Raw genomic sequence first — 17,176 nt, 5'->3', positions numbered from 1 at the left:
CTACTAAGTTAGGGGGAACTTATATGCAACACGCCTTTATTACGCTTGTACCTAAATCCAACCAACAATCTGTTTCAATAGATGATATAAAACAACTTTTTCATTATTATAAAACAGTTACTTCTAAAACTGGGGCCCAAATTAATTACACGTATACAAATACCGCTTTTCCTTATGAAATTTTAGATACATCTACAACGACATTAAAACTTCAATCCAATCATGACCGGTATGACTCAATTTATATTGGTGTTGGTATAGAAAATGAACAATCTTTCATCCAAGTTTCTTTACCACCTAATGCAACATATGGTGACAAAGGGAAAGCAAATGAATTTTGCCGTTTTTTAGCGAAGAAATTAGAAGGAGAGTTACAATTATTTAATGGAAGAACAATGTATTTTTATAAACGTTAATTTAAAAAAGAAATAATACGATTAAAAATAGTATACAATTCGAACATGTAAGAAATAACGCTTGCTTTCTTACGTGTAATACAAAATATGCTATTACATAGGCTAAATACAGGAACACGAAAAAAAGAATAACTTTATAATGAAACTTATCACCATTCGATAATGTTAATACAGTGGAAAAGCCACTCCATAGTAGTAAATGATAAAATATAACATGTAATATTTTCATGGAACCTTCTCCTTTGACATGCTCTATTTTATTAATATATGGGGTTAAGTTTGAATCAATTACATATTATAGAATGATATATATTACCTTTGAAGTAAGTTGCGCCTAAATCATTTGTTAAAGTATTATATATTCATTCGACAAGTACGTTTAAAGACCTTGCAAGTCATTTGATGAAAATAAAAATAGCCCCTCTCTTACAATAAGAGAGGGGCTATTTACATTACTTAAATTATTTTACAATGTGAATTGGCATTCCAAGAGCAACTTCAGCTGCTTCCATTGTGATTTCACCTAATGTTGGGTGAGCATGGATTGTTTGAGCGATATCTTCAGCTGTCATTCCAGCTTCGATAGCTAAACCAATCTCAGAGATAATATCAGAAGCACCTGCACCTGCAACTTGAGCACCTACAAGAAGACCATCTTCTTTACGTGTTACAAGTTGTAGGAAACCGTCAGTGCTGTTTAATGATAATGCACGACCGTTAGCAGCGAATGGGAACTTAGATACAGTTACAGTCATTCCAGCTTCTTCAGCTTGTTTTTTAGTGTAACCAACAGATGCTAATTCTGGATCAGTGAAGCACACTGCAGGAATTCCGATGTAATCGATAGCTGATGCATGGCCACTAATTGCTTCTACAGCTACTTTACCTTCGTAAGAAGCTTTGTGAGCTAATGGTGGTCCAGGAACGATATCACCGATTGCATAGATGTTTGGTACATTTGTACGACATTGCTCATCGATTTCGATGATGCCGCGGTCAGTCATTTTAACTCCAACTTGCTCAAGACCGATTTCTTGAGTGTTTGGACGACGACCTACAGTTACTAATACGTAATCTGCTTCTACAGTTTGGATTTCACCTTTAACTTCAAAGCTAACTTTTACGCCAGTTTCTGTTTCTTCAACGCCTTTAGCCATAGCTTTTGTATGGATATTTACGTTACCTTTTTTCTGTAGAGCACGTTTAACAACAGAGCTCATAGCTTTTTCGAAACCAGCTAAGATTTCGTCGCCAGCTTCTACTACAGTAACTTCTGTACCGAAGTTAGCATATGCAGTACCTAATTCCATACCGATGTAACCGCCGCCGATTACAACAAGTTTTTTAGGAATTTCAGGTAAGCTTAAAGCACCTGTAGAGTTGATAACACGTTTAGAGTATTTGAATCCTGGAATTTCGATTGGTGTAGAACCAGTTGCAAGAACAGCATTTTTAAACGTATAAGTTTGAGCTGCATCTTCAGTCATAACGCGTAATGTATTAGCATCTACGAAGTAAGCTTCACCGCGAATGATTTCAACTTTGTTACCTTTAAGAAGGCCTTCAACACCGCCAGTTAATTTCTTAACTACGCCGTTTTTCCATTCTTGAACTTTTGTAAAGTCAACTTTTACGTTCTCTGCAGTGATACCCATGTCATCAGAATGCATTGCATTCTCATAACGATGACCTGCATTGATTAACGCTTTTGAAGGAATACATCCAACGTTTAAGCATACGCCACCAAGGTTAGCTTTTTCAATGATTGCTACCTTTTGACCTAATTGTGCTGCACGAATTGCCGCAACGTATCCACCAGGACCTGCACCAACAACGACTGTATCTAATTCAATTGGGAAATCTCCTACTACCATTGTTATTACGCCTCCATTACTAATAATTGTGGGTCATTCAATAGACGTTTAATTTGGTTTAACGCTTTTTGAGCAGTTGCGCCGTCAATTAAACGATGGTCAAAGCTTAGAGATAATGCTAATACTGGAGCTGCAACGATCTCACCATTTTTCACAACTGGTTTTTCAGCGATACGGCCGATACCAAGGATTGCTACTTCTGGGTGATTGATAACTGGAGTGAACCATTGTCCACCTGCAGAACCAATGTTTGTAATTGTGCAAGAAGCACCTTTCATTTCAGTTGGAGCTAGACGACCTTCACGTGCTTTACCAGCAAGATCATTGATCTCGTTAGAAATAGTGAAGATAGACTTGCGATCTGTATCTTTAACAACTGGTACTAATAGACCTTTGTCTGTATCAGCTGCGATACCGATGTTGAAGTAATGTTTATGAACTACTTCTTGAGATGCATCGTCTAAAGAAGTGTTTAACATTGGGTATTCACGTAATGCAGATGTTAAAGCTTTAACAACGTATGGAAGGTAAGTTAATTTAATACCTTTGTCAGCTGCTACTGCTTTGAACTTCTTACGGTGAGCAACAAGCTCAGTTACATCAACTTCATCCATTAATGTTACGTGAGGAGCTGTATGCTTAGAGTTAACCATTGCTTTCGCAATCGCTTTACGGATACCACTCATTTTCTCACGAGTTTCTGGATATTCACCAGCTGGAATTGGTTGTGCTTTTGGTGCTTCTTCTTTCGCTGCTGCTGGAGTAGCTTCTACTGCTGCTGGAGCCTCAGTTGCTGCTACAGTTTGTCCACCATTTGCAAATGCATCGATGTCAGCTTTTACGATACGGCCGTTCTTACCAGTACCAGCCACTTTATGAATGTCTACACCTTTTTCACGAGCGTATTTACGAACAGATGGCATAGCGATTACGCGCTCATTTACTACTTCTGCAGTTGCTGCTGGAGTAGCTTCCGCTGCTGGAGCTTCTACTGCTGCTTCTTCAGCTTTTGGAGCTTCATCATGATCGTCACCTTTAAATTTAAGGTTTTCGTATCCAGGAGCATCAAATTTAATTAATGTATCTCCTACGATTGCAACTGTTCCTTCTTCTACAAGTACTTCAAGTACTTTACCTTTAACAGGAGAAGGGATTTCTACTACTGCTTTATCATTTTGCACTTCAAGAAGTACATCGTCTTCATTTACTTCATCGCCTGGTTTAATAAACCATTTTACGATTTCACCTTCGTGGATACCTTCACCGATATCTGGTAGTTTAAATTCAAATGCCACGGAATTCAGCCCCCTGATTCATTTCATTATTATGGAATATGTACAAAAGAAACCAGCATGTGCTGATTTCTTTTGCACATGAAAAACTAAAAATTAGAAGTTCATTACTTTGTTTACAGCTTCAACAATATCCTTGTGGTTTGGTAACCATACGCTCTCTGCTTGAGAGAATGGGAATACTGTATCAGCAGCTGCAACACGTACAACTGGAGCTTCTAAGTTTAAGATTGCACGGTCGTTAATTTCCGCTACAACGTTAGCTGCAATACCAGCTTGTTTTTGAGCTTCTTGAACTACAACTACGCGACCTGTTTTTTCAACAGAAGCGATGATTGTTTCGATATCTAATGGTTGAACTGTACGTAAGTCAACAACCTCTAAAGAGATACCTTCTTTTTCAAGTTCTTCAGCAGCTTTTAATGCAGCGTGAACCATAGCACCGTAAGCGATAACAGATACATCTGTACCTTCACGTTTGATATCAGCTTTACCTAAATCAATTGTGTATTCGCCTTCTGGTACATCTTGACGGAATGAACGGTACAATTTCATATGCTCTAAGTAGATAACTGGATCGTTGTCACGAATCGCAGAGATTAAAAGACCTTTAGCATCGTATGGAGTAGATGGAATAACAACTTTTAGACCAGGTTGTTGAGCCACTAATCCTTCTAAGCTATCAGCATGTAGTTCAGGAGTATGAACACCACCACCGAATGGAGAACGAACTGTTACTGGAGCAGTCCAACGTCCACCAGAACGGTAACGCATACGAGCCAATTGACCAGAAATTGAATCCATTACTTCAAAAACGAAACCGAAGAATTGGATTTCTGGAACTGGACGGAATCCTTCAAGTGCAAGACCAACTGCAAGTCCACCAATACCAGACTCTGCAAGTGGAGTATCCATTACACGATCTTCACCAAATTCAGCTTGTAAACCTTCAGTAGCACGGAATACACCACCGTTTACACCAACGTCTTCACCAAATACAAGTACGTTAGGATCATTTTTCATTTCAACGCGTAAAGCATCAGTGATTGCTTGAATCATTGTCATTTGAGCCATGGCTTACTTCGACTCCTTTTCTTTGTAAATTTCATATTGTTCAGCTAAGTTGTAAGGCATTTTTTCGTACATGATTTCCATTAAATCAGTTACTTTTTGTTTTGGAGCTTGGTCAGCCTTAGCAATTGCTTGTTTGATATCTTCTTTTGCTTCTTCGATTACTGTCTCTTCAACTTCTTGAGACCATAGGCCTTTAGCTTCTAAGAACTTACGGAAGCGTACGATTGGGTCTTTTTGTTCCCATTCGTTTTCGATATCTTTTGTACGGTAACGAGTTGGGTCATCACCAGCCATTGTATGTGGACCGTAACGGAATGTTAAAGTCTCGATTAAAGTAGGGCCTTCGCCATTTACTGCGCGCTCACGAGCGAAAGCAGTTGCTGCGTATACAGCTAATGGATCCATACCGTCTACTTGAATTCCGTAAATACCTGCTGCTACTGCTTTTTGTGCTACAGTTTTAGCTGCAGATTGCTTTTCTACTGGAGTAGAAATTGCATAACGGTTGTTTTGAACAACGAAGATTGCTGGAGCTTTGAATGCACCTGCAAAGTTCATACCTTCGTAGAAGTCACCTTGTGAAGCACCACCGTCACCAGTGTAAGTAATTGCAACAGATTTTTTACCACGTAGTTTCATACCTAACGCAACACCAGCAGTTTGGATGATTTGCGCACCGATAATGATTTGTGGAGCTAATGCATTTACATTCTCAGGCATTTGGTTACCCATGAAGTGTCCACGAGAGAATAAGAATGCTTGGTATAATGGTAATCCGTGCCATACTAATTGTGGTACATCACGGTATCCTGGTAAGATGAAGTCTTCTGCTTCAAGTGCGAAATGACTCGCTAATTGAGAAGCTTCTTGTCCAGCTGTAGGTGCGTAGAAACCTAAACGTCCTTGACGGTTTAAAGAAATAGAACGTTGATCTAATACGCGTGTATACACCATACGACGCATTAATTCTTTTAATTGATCATCAGATAATTCAGGCATAGCTGCTTCATTCACAACTTCACCGTTTTCATTTAAAATTTGTAATGTTTCAAATTGAGCTGCGATAGCTTTCATTTGCTCATCAACATTAAATAGGGTCTTTTTTGTTTTAGTACCCATTCCGTTCACCTCTTCCTCTCTTGAACCATATTCTGAAACGCTTTCACTGGCTATTTTCCAGTTTAAAAAGCGCAACGATGTAAACCAACATGTTTGTCTGTCGGTTGAGAATAATTTTGTGTACCTAACAATCTGTACTAATGTTTTTTCAGAAACATATTAATACAATCTTGATCACGTTTTTTAGTTTACAACTATTCTAATTACGATGTCAATTACTTTGAATACGTTTTTTTATAAATAATATGCAGGTTTCTACTACACAAACGTGTTTTTATTTTTTACATCTGTATTAGTAAGCATTGACCTACTGTTATATTATTCCCTTTTTCACTTATTTTTTCTCTTAGAATAATATGTAAACGATTTAATTCTCTTTAGTTTTTCTCTCTTCGTAACAAAAATATACAAACTACTCTTCCTTTTTTAGGTAAATACCTATACATTTCCACCCTCTCTTCCATACATTATAGTAACCGCAGTATTAGCGGGAAATGATAAAGGAGGTCATCTCATGTACGGATACTCATATTGTTATCCAACTTGTTCATATCCTTCCTACGGTTATGGCGGTTCTTGTGGCGGGTCTGGACGCGGCTTCGCCTTAATCGTTGTGTTGTTTATTCTTTTAATTATCGTTGGTGCTGCTTGCATTCGCTAATGTAAAACGAAACAACTATGGAAAGAAAAAGACGGCTTTGCCGTCTTTTTCTGTTTATCACATACATAACTACTCTATAATAGAACGATTTCCAAAATGCCTACCCTTTCTTGCCGATGACTTTTTCCATCTCCTTTGGTAGACTAAAGAGGAAAGGAGAGATTACATATGCTTACAATGAAAGATGTTATTCGCGAAGGAGATCCTATTTTGCGCAACGTTGCAGAAGAGGTGTCATTACCGGCAAGCGAAGAAGATACAACTACCTTAAAAGAAATGATTGAATTCGTAATAAATAGCCAAGATCCTGAAATGGCTGAAAAATATAGTTTACGCCCTGGAATCGGATTAGCGGCTCCGCAAATCGGTGTTTCAAAAAAAATGATTGCAGTTCATGTAACCGATGCGGATGGTACATTATATAGCCATGCATTATTCAATCCAAAAATCATTAGCCATTCTGTTGAACGTACATATTTACAGGGTGGTGAAGGCTGTCTATCTGTAGACCGCGAAGTACCTGGTTATGTTCCTCGTTATACAAGAATTACAGTAAAAGCAACTTCTATTAACGGCGAAGAAGTAAAATTGCGTTTAAAAGGTTTACCAGCAATCGTATTCCAACACGAGATTGACCATTTAAATGGCGTTATGTTCTATGACCATATCAATAAAGAAAATCCTTTTGCCGCTCCTGATGATTCCAAACCTCTAGAGCGATAATAATAAAGAGGCGGAAGTTAATCTTCCGCCTCTTTATTATGAAATGGGTTCCATATTCACTTATAGCAATCCAGCCCACTTTAGTCCATGATATATACCGTCTTCACTAACATCCTTTGTCACATGATTTGCAAGTTTTTTCAAGTCTTCATGGCCATTTCCCATCACAATACCTGTGCCAACGGCTTCGATCATTTCTAAATCATTTAAACCATCTCCAAATGCATACACTTGATCACGATTAAAACCTAACTTTTCAATGTATTTCTCAATTCCTTTTGCCTTAGAACCACCATTCGGAATGATATCCATTGAATATGCATGCCAACGAATAAAATGAAAATCTGGATAATGATTAATAAACTTTTCCTCTTCATTTACTTCACAAAAAAGTAGTGTTTGATAAATATTACGTTCCTCATAAAAATTAGGCTCATATGGTGGATGCTCAAAGTTTAAGCTTCCAAAGCCTTCTTTCACATAATCATGATATTCCACTGATGCTCTCATATCTTGATGGTCAAGATATACAAGTGGATATCCTTCTTGTTTTGCAAACTGAGTAAACTTATGTAAAGCATCTGGATGTAACGGATTATTAAATATTATCTCATCTTCAAAGACAACGTATTGTCCATTAAAACTAACATAATTATGTATATCAAGTTCCTTACGAATATCTTCGAACATAAATGGCGCGCGCCCTGTCGCAATTGCTACATGTACACCTTTTTCTTGTAACTGTTTTACTGCATCTCGTGTAGATTGTGGAATTTTTTTATCATGATCTAATAATGTTCCATCAATATCAAAAAAGACAATTTTATCATTCATTTGTCAAAATCCTTTCTGGCACTCTATATTCCTATTTTGAATATCACTTTTCAAATTCTAAAAAAAAGTATAACATATTAAACATCTGTGAAGAAAGCGTTCCCTTTCTGACCTTATTTGTAAACTTTGCATATATATATTAGTAAAACATGTGGATACTTGTTCGGATGAATTTTCTTTTCCATTCTTCCTCATACTATACCTATAACTAACGGCTACTAATCGTTACTATAGAATAACTTTCACTGTATGGGAAAGGACAAGACTCACCATTCACTTTTGTCCTATCTCTTATATCAGAGATAGAATTTTCACTAGTAATATGCATGTTTAAAATAAGGAAAGGAAGGAGTAATCATGCTGAAGAAGCTGAAGAAAAAGCTCAAGCGTTATTTAAACGGTCTAGTCCGTAAAAAGACAATCGCTTAAATTGTGCCCATTTCGGGCTTTTTCTTCATTCTCATTCGAAAAAACATGAAAATCGTGACTGTTTGCTTTATAATAAGTAACAGATAATGCAAAACATAGACAAGGAGAGGTTTTCCAAATGATTTTTAAAGTATTTTATCAAGAAAAATTAACTGAGGTTCCAGTACGTGAAAATACAAAAGTTTTATATTTAGAGGCTACGTCTGAAAAGGATGTTCGTACAAAATTAAATAAGTTCGCATATAATATCGAGTTTGTTCAGTCTGTTACTGGCGCTCATCTTGAATATGAAAAAGAAAACGCTGATTTAACATTAGCGGAAATCGTATAGCGATATGAAATTTCTAAAAAACGACCAAGTTGCTGTATTTGCTCTCGGTGGGCTTGGTGAAATCGGTAAAAATACATACGCTGTTCAATTTCAAGATGAAATTATTATAATTGATGCTGGAATTAAATTTCCAGAGGACGAACTTCTCGGAATCGATTATGTAATACCAGACTACACTTATTTTGTGCGAAACGAAGATAAAATTAAAGGGTTATTCATTACACATGGTCACGAAGATCATATCGGCGGAATCCCTTACCTATTACGTCAAGTGAACATCCCGATTTACGGCGGAAAATTAGCAATTGCACTCATCAAAAACAAATTAGAAGAACACGGCTTACTTCGTAAAGCAAAACTTTACGAAATTCAAGAAGATGACGTTATTAAATTCAAAAAAACGTCTGTATCCTTCTTCCGTACAACTCACAGTATTCCAGATTCGTACGGCGTTGTTGTGAAAACACCTCAAGGTCAAGTTGTTCATACAGGTGATTTCAAATTTGATTTCACACCAGTTGGTGAACCAGCTGATTTAACAAAAATGGCTGAAATCGGTAAAGATGGCGTGCTATGTCTATTATCTGATAGTACGAACAGTGAAGTTCCAAACTTTACTATGTCTGAGCGTCGCGTTGGTGATAGCATTCAAGACATTTTCCGTAAAGTAGACGGACGGATTATATTCGCAACCTTTGCATCAAATATTCACCGCTTACAACAAGTTATTGAAGCTGCTGTTGAAAACAACCGTAAAGTAGCTGTGTTTGGTCGAAGTATGGAAGCAGCGATTGAAATCGGACAAAACCTTGGTTATATTCGTTGCCCGAAAGATACATTCATAGATGCATCTCAACTAAACCGCTTACCAGCTAATAAAGTTGTTATTTTATGTACAGGTAGTCAAGGTGAACCGATGGCAGCACTTTCACGTATTGCAAACGGTACACACCGCCAAATTCAAATTATTCCTGGAGATACAGTTGTTTTCTCTTCTTCACCAATTCCAGGAAATACAATTAGCGTAAGTCGTACAATTAACATGTTGTACCGCGCTGGCGCTGATGTAATTCACGGGAAACTTTCAAATATCCATACAAGTGGACACGGTGGACAAGAAGAACAAAAGTTAATGTTACGTCTAATTAAACCGAAGTACTTCATGCCAATTCATGGTGAATATCGTATGCAGCGTATGCACATGAACATAGCAAATGATTGTGGTATCCCTGAAGAAAATTGCTTCATTATGGATAATGGCGATGTTCTTGCTTTACGTTCTGATGAAGCTAGCGTAGCTGGAAAAATCCCATCTGGTTCGGTCTACATTGATGGAAACGGTATTGGGGATATCGGCAATATCGTATTACGAGATCGTCGTATCCTTTCTGAAGAAGGACTTGTAATTGTAGTTGTAAGCATTGATATGAAAGAATTTAAAGTTGCAGCAGGACCTGATATCATCTCACGCGGTTTCGTTTACATGCGTGAAAGCAGCGATTTAATCAATGATGCACAAACATTAATTACAAATCATTTAGAAAAAGTAATGGAGCGTAAAACAACACAATGGTCTGAAATTAAAAATGAAATTACAGACACATTAGCTCCATTCCTATATGAGAAAACGAAACGCCGTCCAATGATTTTACCAATCATTATGGAAATATAAGAAAAAGGACAATGCTATGAAGGCATTGTCCTTTTCTTTTCTCTTATCTTAAAAAGTGTTTAAATCGATCCACTTCATCGTCATGACCAATGACAATTAATATATCTCCTGCTTGAATATTCTCCGTAGCCCGAGGAGATACGATAACTTCTTTACCTCGTTTAATTGCTACAATATTCAATCCAAACTTCGCACGAATATCTAATTCAATTAAAGAGTGCCCATCAATTTTTTTATTCGCAATAATCTCTACAATACTATGCTCATCTGAAAGCTCAAGGTAGTCTAAAACATTGCTTGATGCAATATTATTAGCAATCCTTTTCCCCATATCACGTTCTGGATGCACAATATGATCTGCACCTATTTTACTTAACACTTTTTCATGATAATCATTTTGAGCTTTTACAGTAATATTTTTTACACCCAATTCTTTCAAAATCAAAGTAGTTAGAATACTTGAATTTAAATTATCTCCAATAGCAACGACTACGTGATCAAAATTTCGAATACCAAGGCTTTTTAATACCATCTCATCTGTTGAATCTGCAATTACAGCATGCGAAGCTATATTTGCAAATTCATTAATTTTATCCTCATCTGAGTCGATTGCCATTACTTCCATACCTAATTGAGCTAGTTCTCGGCAAATACTTCCACCAAAGCGACCAAGTCCAATGACAGCAAATTCTTTTTCTTTCTCACCCACAGGAATTCCTCCAATAACTTCAAGTACTATTTATTTTCAGTGTAACACACTTTATATGCGTCACAAAAACTGTAATTAGCTCTTATTTTTGTTTTTGTATATAAAAATATTGTTGCAAGTAAAAAGCGATACCAACAAGTAACATAGCAAATACAAATATATTTCCAAACGAACTAAATGTTTCAAAAACGAATAATAATGTTTCTTGACCAAAAAAGGCAAATAGAAGCTGTATGAATGCAAATAACAACGCCCATATGTAATGATGTTGATGGAATAAATAATGCGTTGCACCTAAAAAAGCAATAAACGAAAAGATAAAAATCCACCAATTTTCTAAAAATAGTTGCCAACTAGAAAATTGATATCCATTTACTAATATCGCAATAAGCGCGATAACTGCCATCGTCGGCACACTCCAAAATAATGCCCGTCCTCTAAAGAAACGAGTGCCTTTAACATCACCTTTTTCATGTGCAATATATGTTAGTACTACTGTGCTTATATACAAAACAGAAAGAATTGTTAAAACGATAATAAGCCAAAAATGTAATTGATAATATTCATGTTCTATATTTGTCACGATTGCAGCTAACATGCATGGAATTAACATTCCCGTCCAACCATCTACTTTTCTTTCATTCCAAAAGACCGTATTACCAATCCTTATTCCTAACAACATAAAAATAATGATACCCAATACAAATAACGTAGTTTTATTCCCTACTAAACTCGTTGAGAAAGCAATTAATCCAATAAATAAAAAGAGCACAAACCCATTCATAATTTCTAGTACAGGTGATAAGTATCTCTTCACCCATTTGTATGTTTCGTCATATTCATTATTATCTACTAAACGATAGGCATAAAAACTTATCCCAAAATAAACCGCCGCAATAATAACATACGCATATAAGACGAAACATAAAATCGCACTGCTAATTTGCACGTAATTCCCCACCCTTTTTTCTATGTTTCACATTGATTTTACACACTTTTCATACTAAAAGTAAACATATATAAGTTAGTCAAATAATTAATAATGAGCAGTGGCTAAAAACCCCCTGCTCATTATTAAAACAGTCCAATTAACTTTATTCTTTCATTTGTATGTAAATGTCTAAAATCACTCTATACGAGCGTTACTTACACCTCATAACAAAAAGTTTTTTGGAACCTTCAATAAAGCGGAAGTTTTATTTTCTATTCCCTTTCCACTTTACATATTGGCCTAAAAATGTAATTGCCTTTTCAATCACTTCTTCGTCTGGTTTTAATTTTGCATGATGTAAACCATATTCTGAATTTACTCCAAGCCAAAACATAAATCCAGGGATTTCTCGAAGCATATAACCAAAATCTTCACCTGTCATTGCCTCAGTACATGTAATAACATTCATATCTGTTTGTTTATGTACAAATTGCATAAACTCTCTTGTTAACTCTTCATGGTTATATACTTGATGATACATTGCTCCGTAATCTATAATCGCCTCACACTGGAAAGAAGCTTCGATACCTGCAACAATTGCCTCAATTCTGCTTTTCACACGCTTCATTGATTCCACTGATAATGTTCGAATCGTTCCTTCTAAACGAGATTTTTCTGCAATAATATTTTGAACCGTACCACCTGTAATTTTCCCGATTGTAATTACTGCACTATCAAGAGGATTTACATTGCGACTAACAACGGATTGAAGCTGTGTAACAAGATGACTCGCTGCAACAATCATATCATTTGCAGTATGCGGATAGGCAGCATGGCCACCTTTCCCTTTTAAATCAATATATAATTCTGAAGTATTAGCAAATAACAGTCCTTCTTTCGTTGCAATTGTCCCTACAGCGTATTCTGGTGCAATATGAAGACCAAGAATTATATTTGGTTTCCATTCTTTTAACTCTTCACTTTCTAACATAGGAAGAGCACCGCCTGGTCCTTCTTCTGCTGGCTGGAATAGAAATACAAGGTCATCATCTATTCTTTCGCTCACAGCTTTCGTTAGAAGGCCTAAACCGATTGTTGTATGTACATCGTGGCCACATGCATGCATCATTCCTTCATGAATAGAAGCAAACTCATATCCAGTTTCCTCTGTAATTGGCAGACCATCTATATCTGCACGATAACCTATTATTTTTTCTGGATTTTTTCCATTTACTTTAACGATTACACCCGTTTTCCATGTCTTCACTTCCACAAATTCAAGAGAAAGTGTTCCTATATAATCTAAAATATACTGTTGTGTTTTCCATTCCTTAAATCCAATTTCTGGAATTCTATGTAGATCTCTACGAATTTGGACAAATTTGCTTACTGTCATTTTTGCACCTCTATCTATAAAAAGCGTAAGAGCCCATTTACGCTCTTACGCTTTTTTTACTTTTTATTTCTCTGGGTTTAATTGACGAAGCTCTTGTTTAATTTCTGTTTTTGCTTTTGTCTTCTCATCAATTTCTTTAATTACACGTGCTGGAGTACCTGCAACAACTGTGTATGGAGGCACATCTTCTGTTACAACAGCTCCTGCTGCTACAACTGCACCTTTACCAACTGTAACACCCTCTAAAACAACTACGTTTGCACCGATTACTACATCATCTTCAACGATAACTGGTTTTGCAGAAGGTGGCTCAATAACACCTGCAAGTACAGCACCTGCACCTACGTGACAGTTTTTACCGACTGTTGCACGTCCACCAAGTACTGCGTTCATGTCGATCATAGAACCTTCACCAATTACAGCACCAATGTTAATTGTTGCATTCATCATAATTACAGCGTTGTCACCAATTTCAACATGGTCACGAATAATAGCACCTGGCTCGATGCGAGCTTTAATACCTTTTAAATCAAGCATTGGAATTGCAGAATTACGACGATCGTTTTCTACAACGTAGTCAACGATGTGCTTATTATTCTCATCAAGAATTGTCTTAATTTCAGACCATTCTCCGAATAATACACCTGATTTTTTATTCACAAATGCTTGTACTGTCTCAGGGAATGTTACTTCTTTTAAATCCCCTTTTATGTATACCTTTACAGGAGTTTTCTTTTCACTTTTTTGAATAAACGAAATAATTTCGTTAGCGTCCATCATTTTCATTCTTGTTGCCTCCTAAATCCATTTATAATGTTACTCTACCAAACGAAAGAGCGAGTAGCAAGATAATAATCTTATTTTTCCCTTTGAATTTCTTCTATAATTTCTAAAAATGCTTGTACTTGCTTCAACTGCCTTGCCGAGTCACTTGTTAACAACCATGTTTCTCTCGTCAGTTGAACAGGTGTTTTATACATATTTTCCTGTACTTCCTTTAAAACAGTAGAAGGTAAAAGGGCGTAACCTATACCATTTAAAACAAGTTGTTTGCATGTTTCAATTTGGTCAACTACAATCGTTCGCTTAGGCGGATTAGAAAATAAACCATACCACCAATTTTGTATTTGTCCATAATAAGTTGAGTCACTTTTAAATTGAATGAACGGTCTATTTGTTTCTTTTAGCATCGAAATATCTTTTATTTCTTTATCAACTAAATACAGTTCATCTTCAAATAATTGTTGCTTTTGACCTTTATATTCTTGTGTTCCCCTCAGTATAGCAACATGAACGTCTCCTTCATAAAACTGCTTTTGCACTTCACTACTCCATCCAGTAAACAGCGATATCTTTACAGAAGGATATTTATGCACAAACTTTTTCAAAACAGGAGGGAGCCAATATTGACCAATAACTGATGCAACAGCTATTTTTAAAGTTCCATGAGTTTCCGTTCTAAAAACAGCTAGCTCACTTTTTATATCCTCTTCCTTTTGCAACATTTCTTTGGCATAATTTGCAACTTTTTCCCCTTCAGGTGTAATTGTCAATCCTTTTTGTGAGCGAATAAAAAACTTCATTCCCCATTGTTTCTCCATAGATTGTAATCGTTGACTCAGCGCAGGTTGTGAAACAAATAAACGTTCCGCCGCTTTTCTCATATTTGATTCCTGAGCTAACACAACCATCATTTGAAAATCATCAATTTGCAACTTTCTCCCTCTTTCCTTAGCTTCCATACACCTTATTCCATTAAGCTTTCATTCAGAAAATACAATTTTTCAGCGCAAACTTCCCTTATGTTTTATGTCTTTTTTAATATAATACATACACAAGTGATATGCACGAAAAAAAAGTGACTTCTTCGTTTCTATGAAGTCACTTTTCTCACGTTATCGATTATGTTGCCTTACTTTCTTATTCAACAATTTTAAAATAGCCCGACGTGTTAAAATCCCCTCAAAATAGCCTTCTTCATTAACAGCGCAAATAAAAGGATGATCAATTGTCATTTCTAAAGCTTTTGCAAATGAATCTTCTAATTTAAGAAAAGGTATATCTTCCTTCATCACCTGCTCTACTTTCATATCATCAAGTCTTTCAAACTCAATACGCTCTAATCCTAACATACCATCTAATATCATGGCCGTACTAATCAAACCATGTAATTTATACATTGGATCTAAGACAGGTATCGCCGAATATCCAGATTTCACAAGAACGAGTAAAGCATGTTCTAAACCATTTCCAATTTGGACATGAGCTACTTTTTCCGATGAAATCATTAAATCCTTCACAAGAATTTGTTGAAATTCGTCTTTCGGAATACTAATCATATTACATCCCCCATTTTCCCTTTTTCCTGCTTATGTTCACAACTCTATTCACATTTTATGACAGCGTTTTCATATTATTATTTTGTCCTAAATTTATTTCAATAAAATACAATCACACAGCTATTTTAGCATACAGCACAAAAAAAAGACTACCATTCCGGTAGCGCTTAATACCCTTTATTTTTTAATCTGTAAAATAACCTTGTGATTTTTTTATATTGCATCACATCTGTCTGTTTCAAACCATTCTCAATATCTGTAAGTTCCACAGCTAAAATTTCACTTGCGTAATTTTGCTGAAATAAAATATCTAGTAGTAAACTTTCTTCTTCCTTCGTTAAAACAACTTCCCTTTGCATATACCCCTCTCCTTACACTCGCATCGTTACTCTTATTATATAAAAAATTCAACCTATTTAATAGATGTAATATTCAGTTTTTATTAAAAGATATGTAGCAATCGTACACATACAAAAAAATTATTTCGTATATCGATTTGCATAACTAAACGCCGCATAAGCATCCGGCTTAATTTTTGCAGTTAATCCCATCGCTCGAATTTTTTCTGTCATATCTAAAATAAATTCTTTTGTTAAGCCATCATTCCCAATGTCTAAATGAATTTCCATTATGAATCCAGCCCCATCTTGAGCATAAGGATGCAATAACTCCCATATTGTTTGTATATGCGTAGGCGTAAATAGACATGCGATTTCTTGACTAAACTGCGTTTCTAAATATATTTTCTCACGTAAGGTCGCTGGCTTATCTTTTACTGATCTATGGTGTAAACAACCCCAGGCACCTTTTCCAACACGATGAATATGGATTGCTGTAATAAACCTCGTATCCTTTTGATGCGCTTGCGAGTCTGTCCCAATGGATAATCGATACAAATTTCGCGGATCCTTTTCAATGAAACTACAAATACGGTTAAAGACCATATCAAAATTTAAATGTCTCTCTGAAACATTGTAAAATTTATGTGCACCGTCCACAGAGTCACGTCCTTTCAATTAGACAGACTTTTCGTATTCTCATTGTATGGGACAAAAACTAAAATTATAACTTCCTATCCTTTATTCGTTTCAATATTTCGAATTACAAAGTGACAAACTTGGCACGTATAAATTACATTTTGATTAGATTGAGCCGTTAATACATGAATAATCTCAGCAGAACTTTGACAATTAGGACAAATCACAACTGGTAAACGTTCCATACGATAACCTCCTAGTTATATTTCTCCCGCTATTTGCAAAACCCAGCGATAGTGAGAAGTTTAGCTTCACATATTCACCCGGTTGACGGGACTACTTATCCACATGGATAAGCAAACTTGCACGGATTAAATTTTCATTTTAATACCATTGTAG

The 17,176-nt window shown here is 36.1% G+C and carries 20 protein-coding genes; 5 read left to right on the top strand and 15 right to left on the bottom strand.

What is annotated here, in order from left to right:
* Window positions 1-23: 23 nt before the first annotated feature.
* Window positions 24-416: a DUF1885 family protein gene (locus CQ064_RS15435; RefSeq protein WP_001163300.1), complete on the top strand. Its 393-nt coding sequence runs from the start codon at window positions 24-26 to the stop codon at window positions 414-416.
* Window position 417: 1 nt separating this feature from the next.
* Here CQ064_RS15435 and CQ064_RS15430 read toward each other — a convergent pair whose 3' ends face one another.
* From CQ064_RS15430 to pdhA, 5 genes are all read right to left on the bottom strand, one after another.
* Window positions 418-645 (bottom strand): hypothetical protein, encoded by a 228-nt coding sequence (locus CQ064_RS15430; RefSeq protein WP_000697471.1) that lies wholly within the window; start codon window positions 643-645, stop codon window positions 418-420.
* Between the two features lie 232 nt (window positions 646-877).
* Complete coding sequence (gene lpdA, locus CQ064_RS15425; protein ID WP_000260104.1) at window positions 878-2,290, bottom strand: dihydrolipoyl dehydrogenase; 1,413 nt, start codon at window positions 2,288-2,290, stop codon at window positions 878-880.
* A 5-nt stretch (window positions 2,291-2,295) separates the two neighbouring features.
* Window positions 2,296-3,585 (bottom strand): pyruvate dehydrogenase complex dihydrolipoyllysine-residue acetyltransferase, encoded by a 1,290-nt coding sequence (gene pdhC, locus CQ064_RS15420; RefSeq protein ID WP_000863420.1) that lies wholly within the window; start codon window positions 3,583-3,585, stop codon window positions 2,296-2,298.
* A gap of 93 nt (window positions 3,586-3,678) precedes the next feature.
* A complete protein-coding gene (gene pdhB / locus CQ064_RS15415; RefSeq protein WP_000068163.1) occupies window positions 3,679-4,656 on the bottom strand; it encodes a pyruvate dehydrogenase complex E1 component subunit beta in 978 nt (325 codons plus the stop codon).
* Between the two features lie 3 nt (window positions 4,657-4,659).
* The gene (pdhA, locus tag CQ064_RS15410) at window positions 4,660-5,775 is read right to left on the bottom strand and encodes a pyruvate dehydrogenase E1 component subunit alpha (RefSeq protein WP_000536895.1); all 1,116 of its coding nucleotides are present in this window, start codon (window positions 5,773-5,775) and stop codon (window positions 4,660-4,662) included.
* A 514-nt stretch (window positions 5,776-6,289) separates the two neighbouring features.
* Between pdhA and CQ064_RS15405 the strand changes: the two genes are divergently transcribed.
* Entirely contained in the window at window positions 6,290-6,436 is a 147-nt protein-coding gene (locus tag CQ064_RS15405; protein WP_000274562.1) for a YjcZ family sporulation protein, read from the top strand.
* 168 nt (window positions 6,437-6,604) lie between these two features.
* Complete coding sequence (gene def / locus CQ064_RS15400; protein ID WP_000957048.1) at window positions 6,605-7,159, top strand: peptide deformylase; 555 nt, start codon at window positions 6,605-6,607, stop codon at window positions 7,157-7,159.
* Window positions 7,160-7,219: 60 nt separating this feature from the next.
* Here def and CQ064_RS15395 read toward each other — a convergent pair whose 3' ends face one another.
* Window positions 7,220-7,993 carry a Cof-type HAD-IIB family hydrolase gene (locus CQ064_RS15395; RefSeq protein WP_000998265.1) on the bottom strand — a complete coding sequence of 258 codons (774 nt, stop codon included), beginning with the start codon at window positions 7,991-7,993 and terminating at the stop codon, window positions 7,220-7,222.
* Window positions 7,994-8,540: 547 nt separating this feature from the next.
* Here CQ064_RS15395 and CQ064_RS15385 point away from each other — a divergent pair.
* Window positions 8,541-8,753 carry a DNA-dependent RNA polymerase subunit epsilon gene (locus CQ064_RS15385; protein WP_000576435.1) on the top strand — a complete coding sequence of 71 codons (213 nt, stop codon included), beginning with the start codon at window positions 8,541-8,543 and terminating at the stop codon, window positions 8,751-8,753.
* Between the two features lie 4 nt (window positions 8,754-8,757).
* Window positions 8,758-10,425, top strand: coding sequence for a ribonuclease J1 (rnjA, locus tag CQ064_RS15380; RefSeq protein WP_000670374.1), 1,668 nt, complete (start codon window positions 8,758-8,760; stop codon window positions 10,423-10,425).
* A gap of 43 nt (window positions 10,426-10,468) precedes the next feature.
* Here the strand turns inward: rnjA and CQ064_RS15375 are convergent, their stop codons facing one another.
* The 9 genes from CQ064_RS15375 to CQ064_RS33630 form a co-directional block, all read right to left on the bottom strand.
* On the bottom strand, window positions 10,469-11,134 hold the full coding sequence (locus tag CQ064_RS15375) for a potassium channel family protein (RefSeq protein WP_000504032.1): 666 nt from the start codon (window positions 11,132-11,134) through the stop codon (window positions 10,469-10,471).
* Window positions 11,135-11,216: 82 nt separating this feature from the next.
* The gene (locus tag CQ064_RS15370) at window positions 11,217-12,083 is read right to left on the bottom strand and encodes a hypothetical protein (RefSeq protein WP_001167322.1); all 867 of its coding nucleotides are present in this window, start codon (window positions 12,081-12,083) and stop codon (window positions 11,217-11,219) included.
* A gap of 247 nt (window positions 12,084-12,330) precedes the next feature.
* On the bottom strand, window positions 12,331-13,461 hold the full coding sequence (locus CQ064_RS15365) for an N-acetyldiaminopimelate deacetylase (protein WP_000218678.1): 1,131 nt from the start codon (window positions 13,459-13,461) through the stop codon (window positions 12,331-12,333).
* A gap of 63 nt (window positions 13,462-13,524) precedes the next feature.
* Entirely contained in the window at window positions 13,525-14,247 is a 723-nt protein-coding gene (dapD, locus tag CQ064_RS15360) for a 2,3,4,5-tetrahydropyridine-2,6-dicarboxylate N-acetyltransferase (RefSeq protein WP_000783241.1), read from the bottom strand.
* 71 nt (window positions 14,248-14,318) lie between these two features.
* Complete coding sequence (locus CQ064_RS15355; protein WP_002094125.1) at window positions 14,319-15,203, bottom strand: transcriptional regulator CcpC; 885 nt, start codon at window positions 15,201-15,203, stop codon at window positions 14,319-14,321.
* Window positions 15,204-15,356: 153 nt separating this feature from the next.
* Window positions 15,357-15,800 (bottom strand): cyclic-di-AMP-binding protein CbpB, encoded by a 444-nt coding sequence (gene cbpB, locus CQ064_RS15350; protein ID WP_000623573.1) that lies wholly within the window; start codon window positions 15,798-15,800, stop codon window positions 15,357-15,359.
* Between the two features lie 167 nt (window positions 15,801-15,967).
* Window positions 15,968-16,159: an antirepressor AbbA gene (gene abbA, locus CQ064_RS15345; protein WP_001188692.1), complete on the bottom strand. Its 192-nt coding sequence runs from the start codon at window positions 16,157-16,159 to the stop codon at window positions 15,968-15,970.
* Between the two features lie 120 nt (window positions 16,160-16,279).
* The gene (locus CQ064_RS15340) at window positions 16,280-16,798 is read right to left on the bottom strand and encodes a ribonuclease H-like YkuK family protein (protein WP_000348489.1); all 519 of its coding nucleotides are present in this window, start codon (window positions 16,796-16,798) and stop codon (window positions 16,280-16,282) included.
* 74 nt (window positions 16,799-16,872) lie between these two features.
* On the bottom strand, window positions 16,873-17,022 hold the full coding sequence (locus tag CQ064_RS33630; RefSeq protein ID WP_000440540.1) for a hypothetical protein: 150 nt from the start codon (window positions 17,020-17,022) through the stop codon (window positions 16,873-16,875).
* Window positions 17,023-17,176 lie beyond the last annotated feature (154 nt).

Source organism: Bacillus sp. MYb78 (assembly GCF_002975115.1).
GTDB classification, from domain to species: Bacteria; Bacillota; Bacilli; order Bacillales; family Bacillaceae_G; genus Bacillus_A; species Bacillus_A cereus.
The sequence above is the reverse complement of the archived record's forward strand: the minus strand, read 5'-3'. Positions and strand labels throughout refer to the sequence as shown.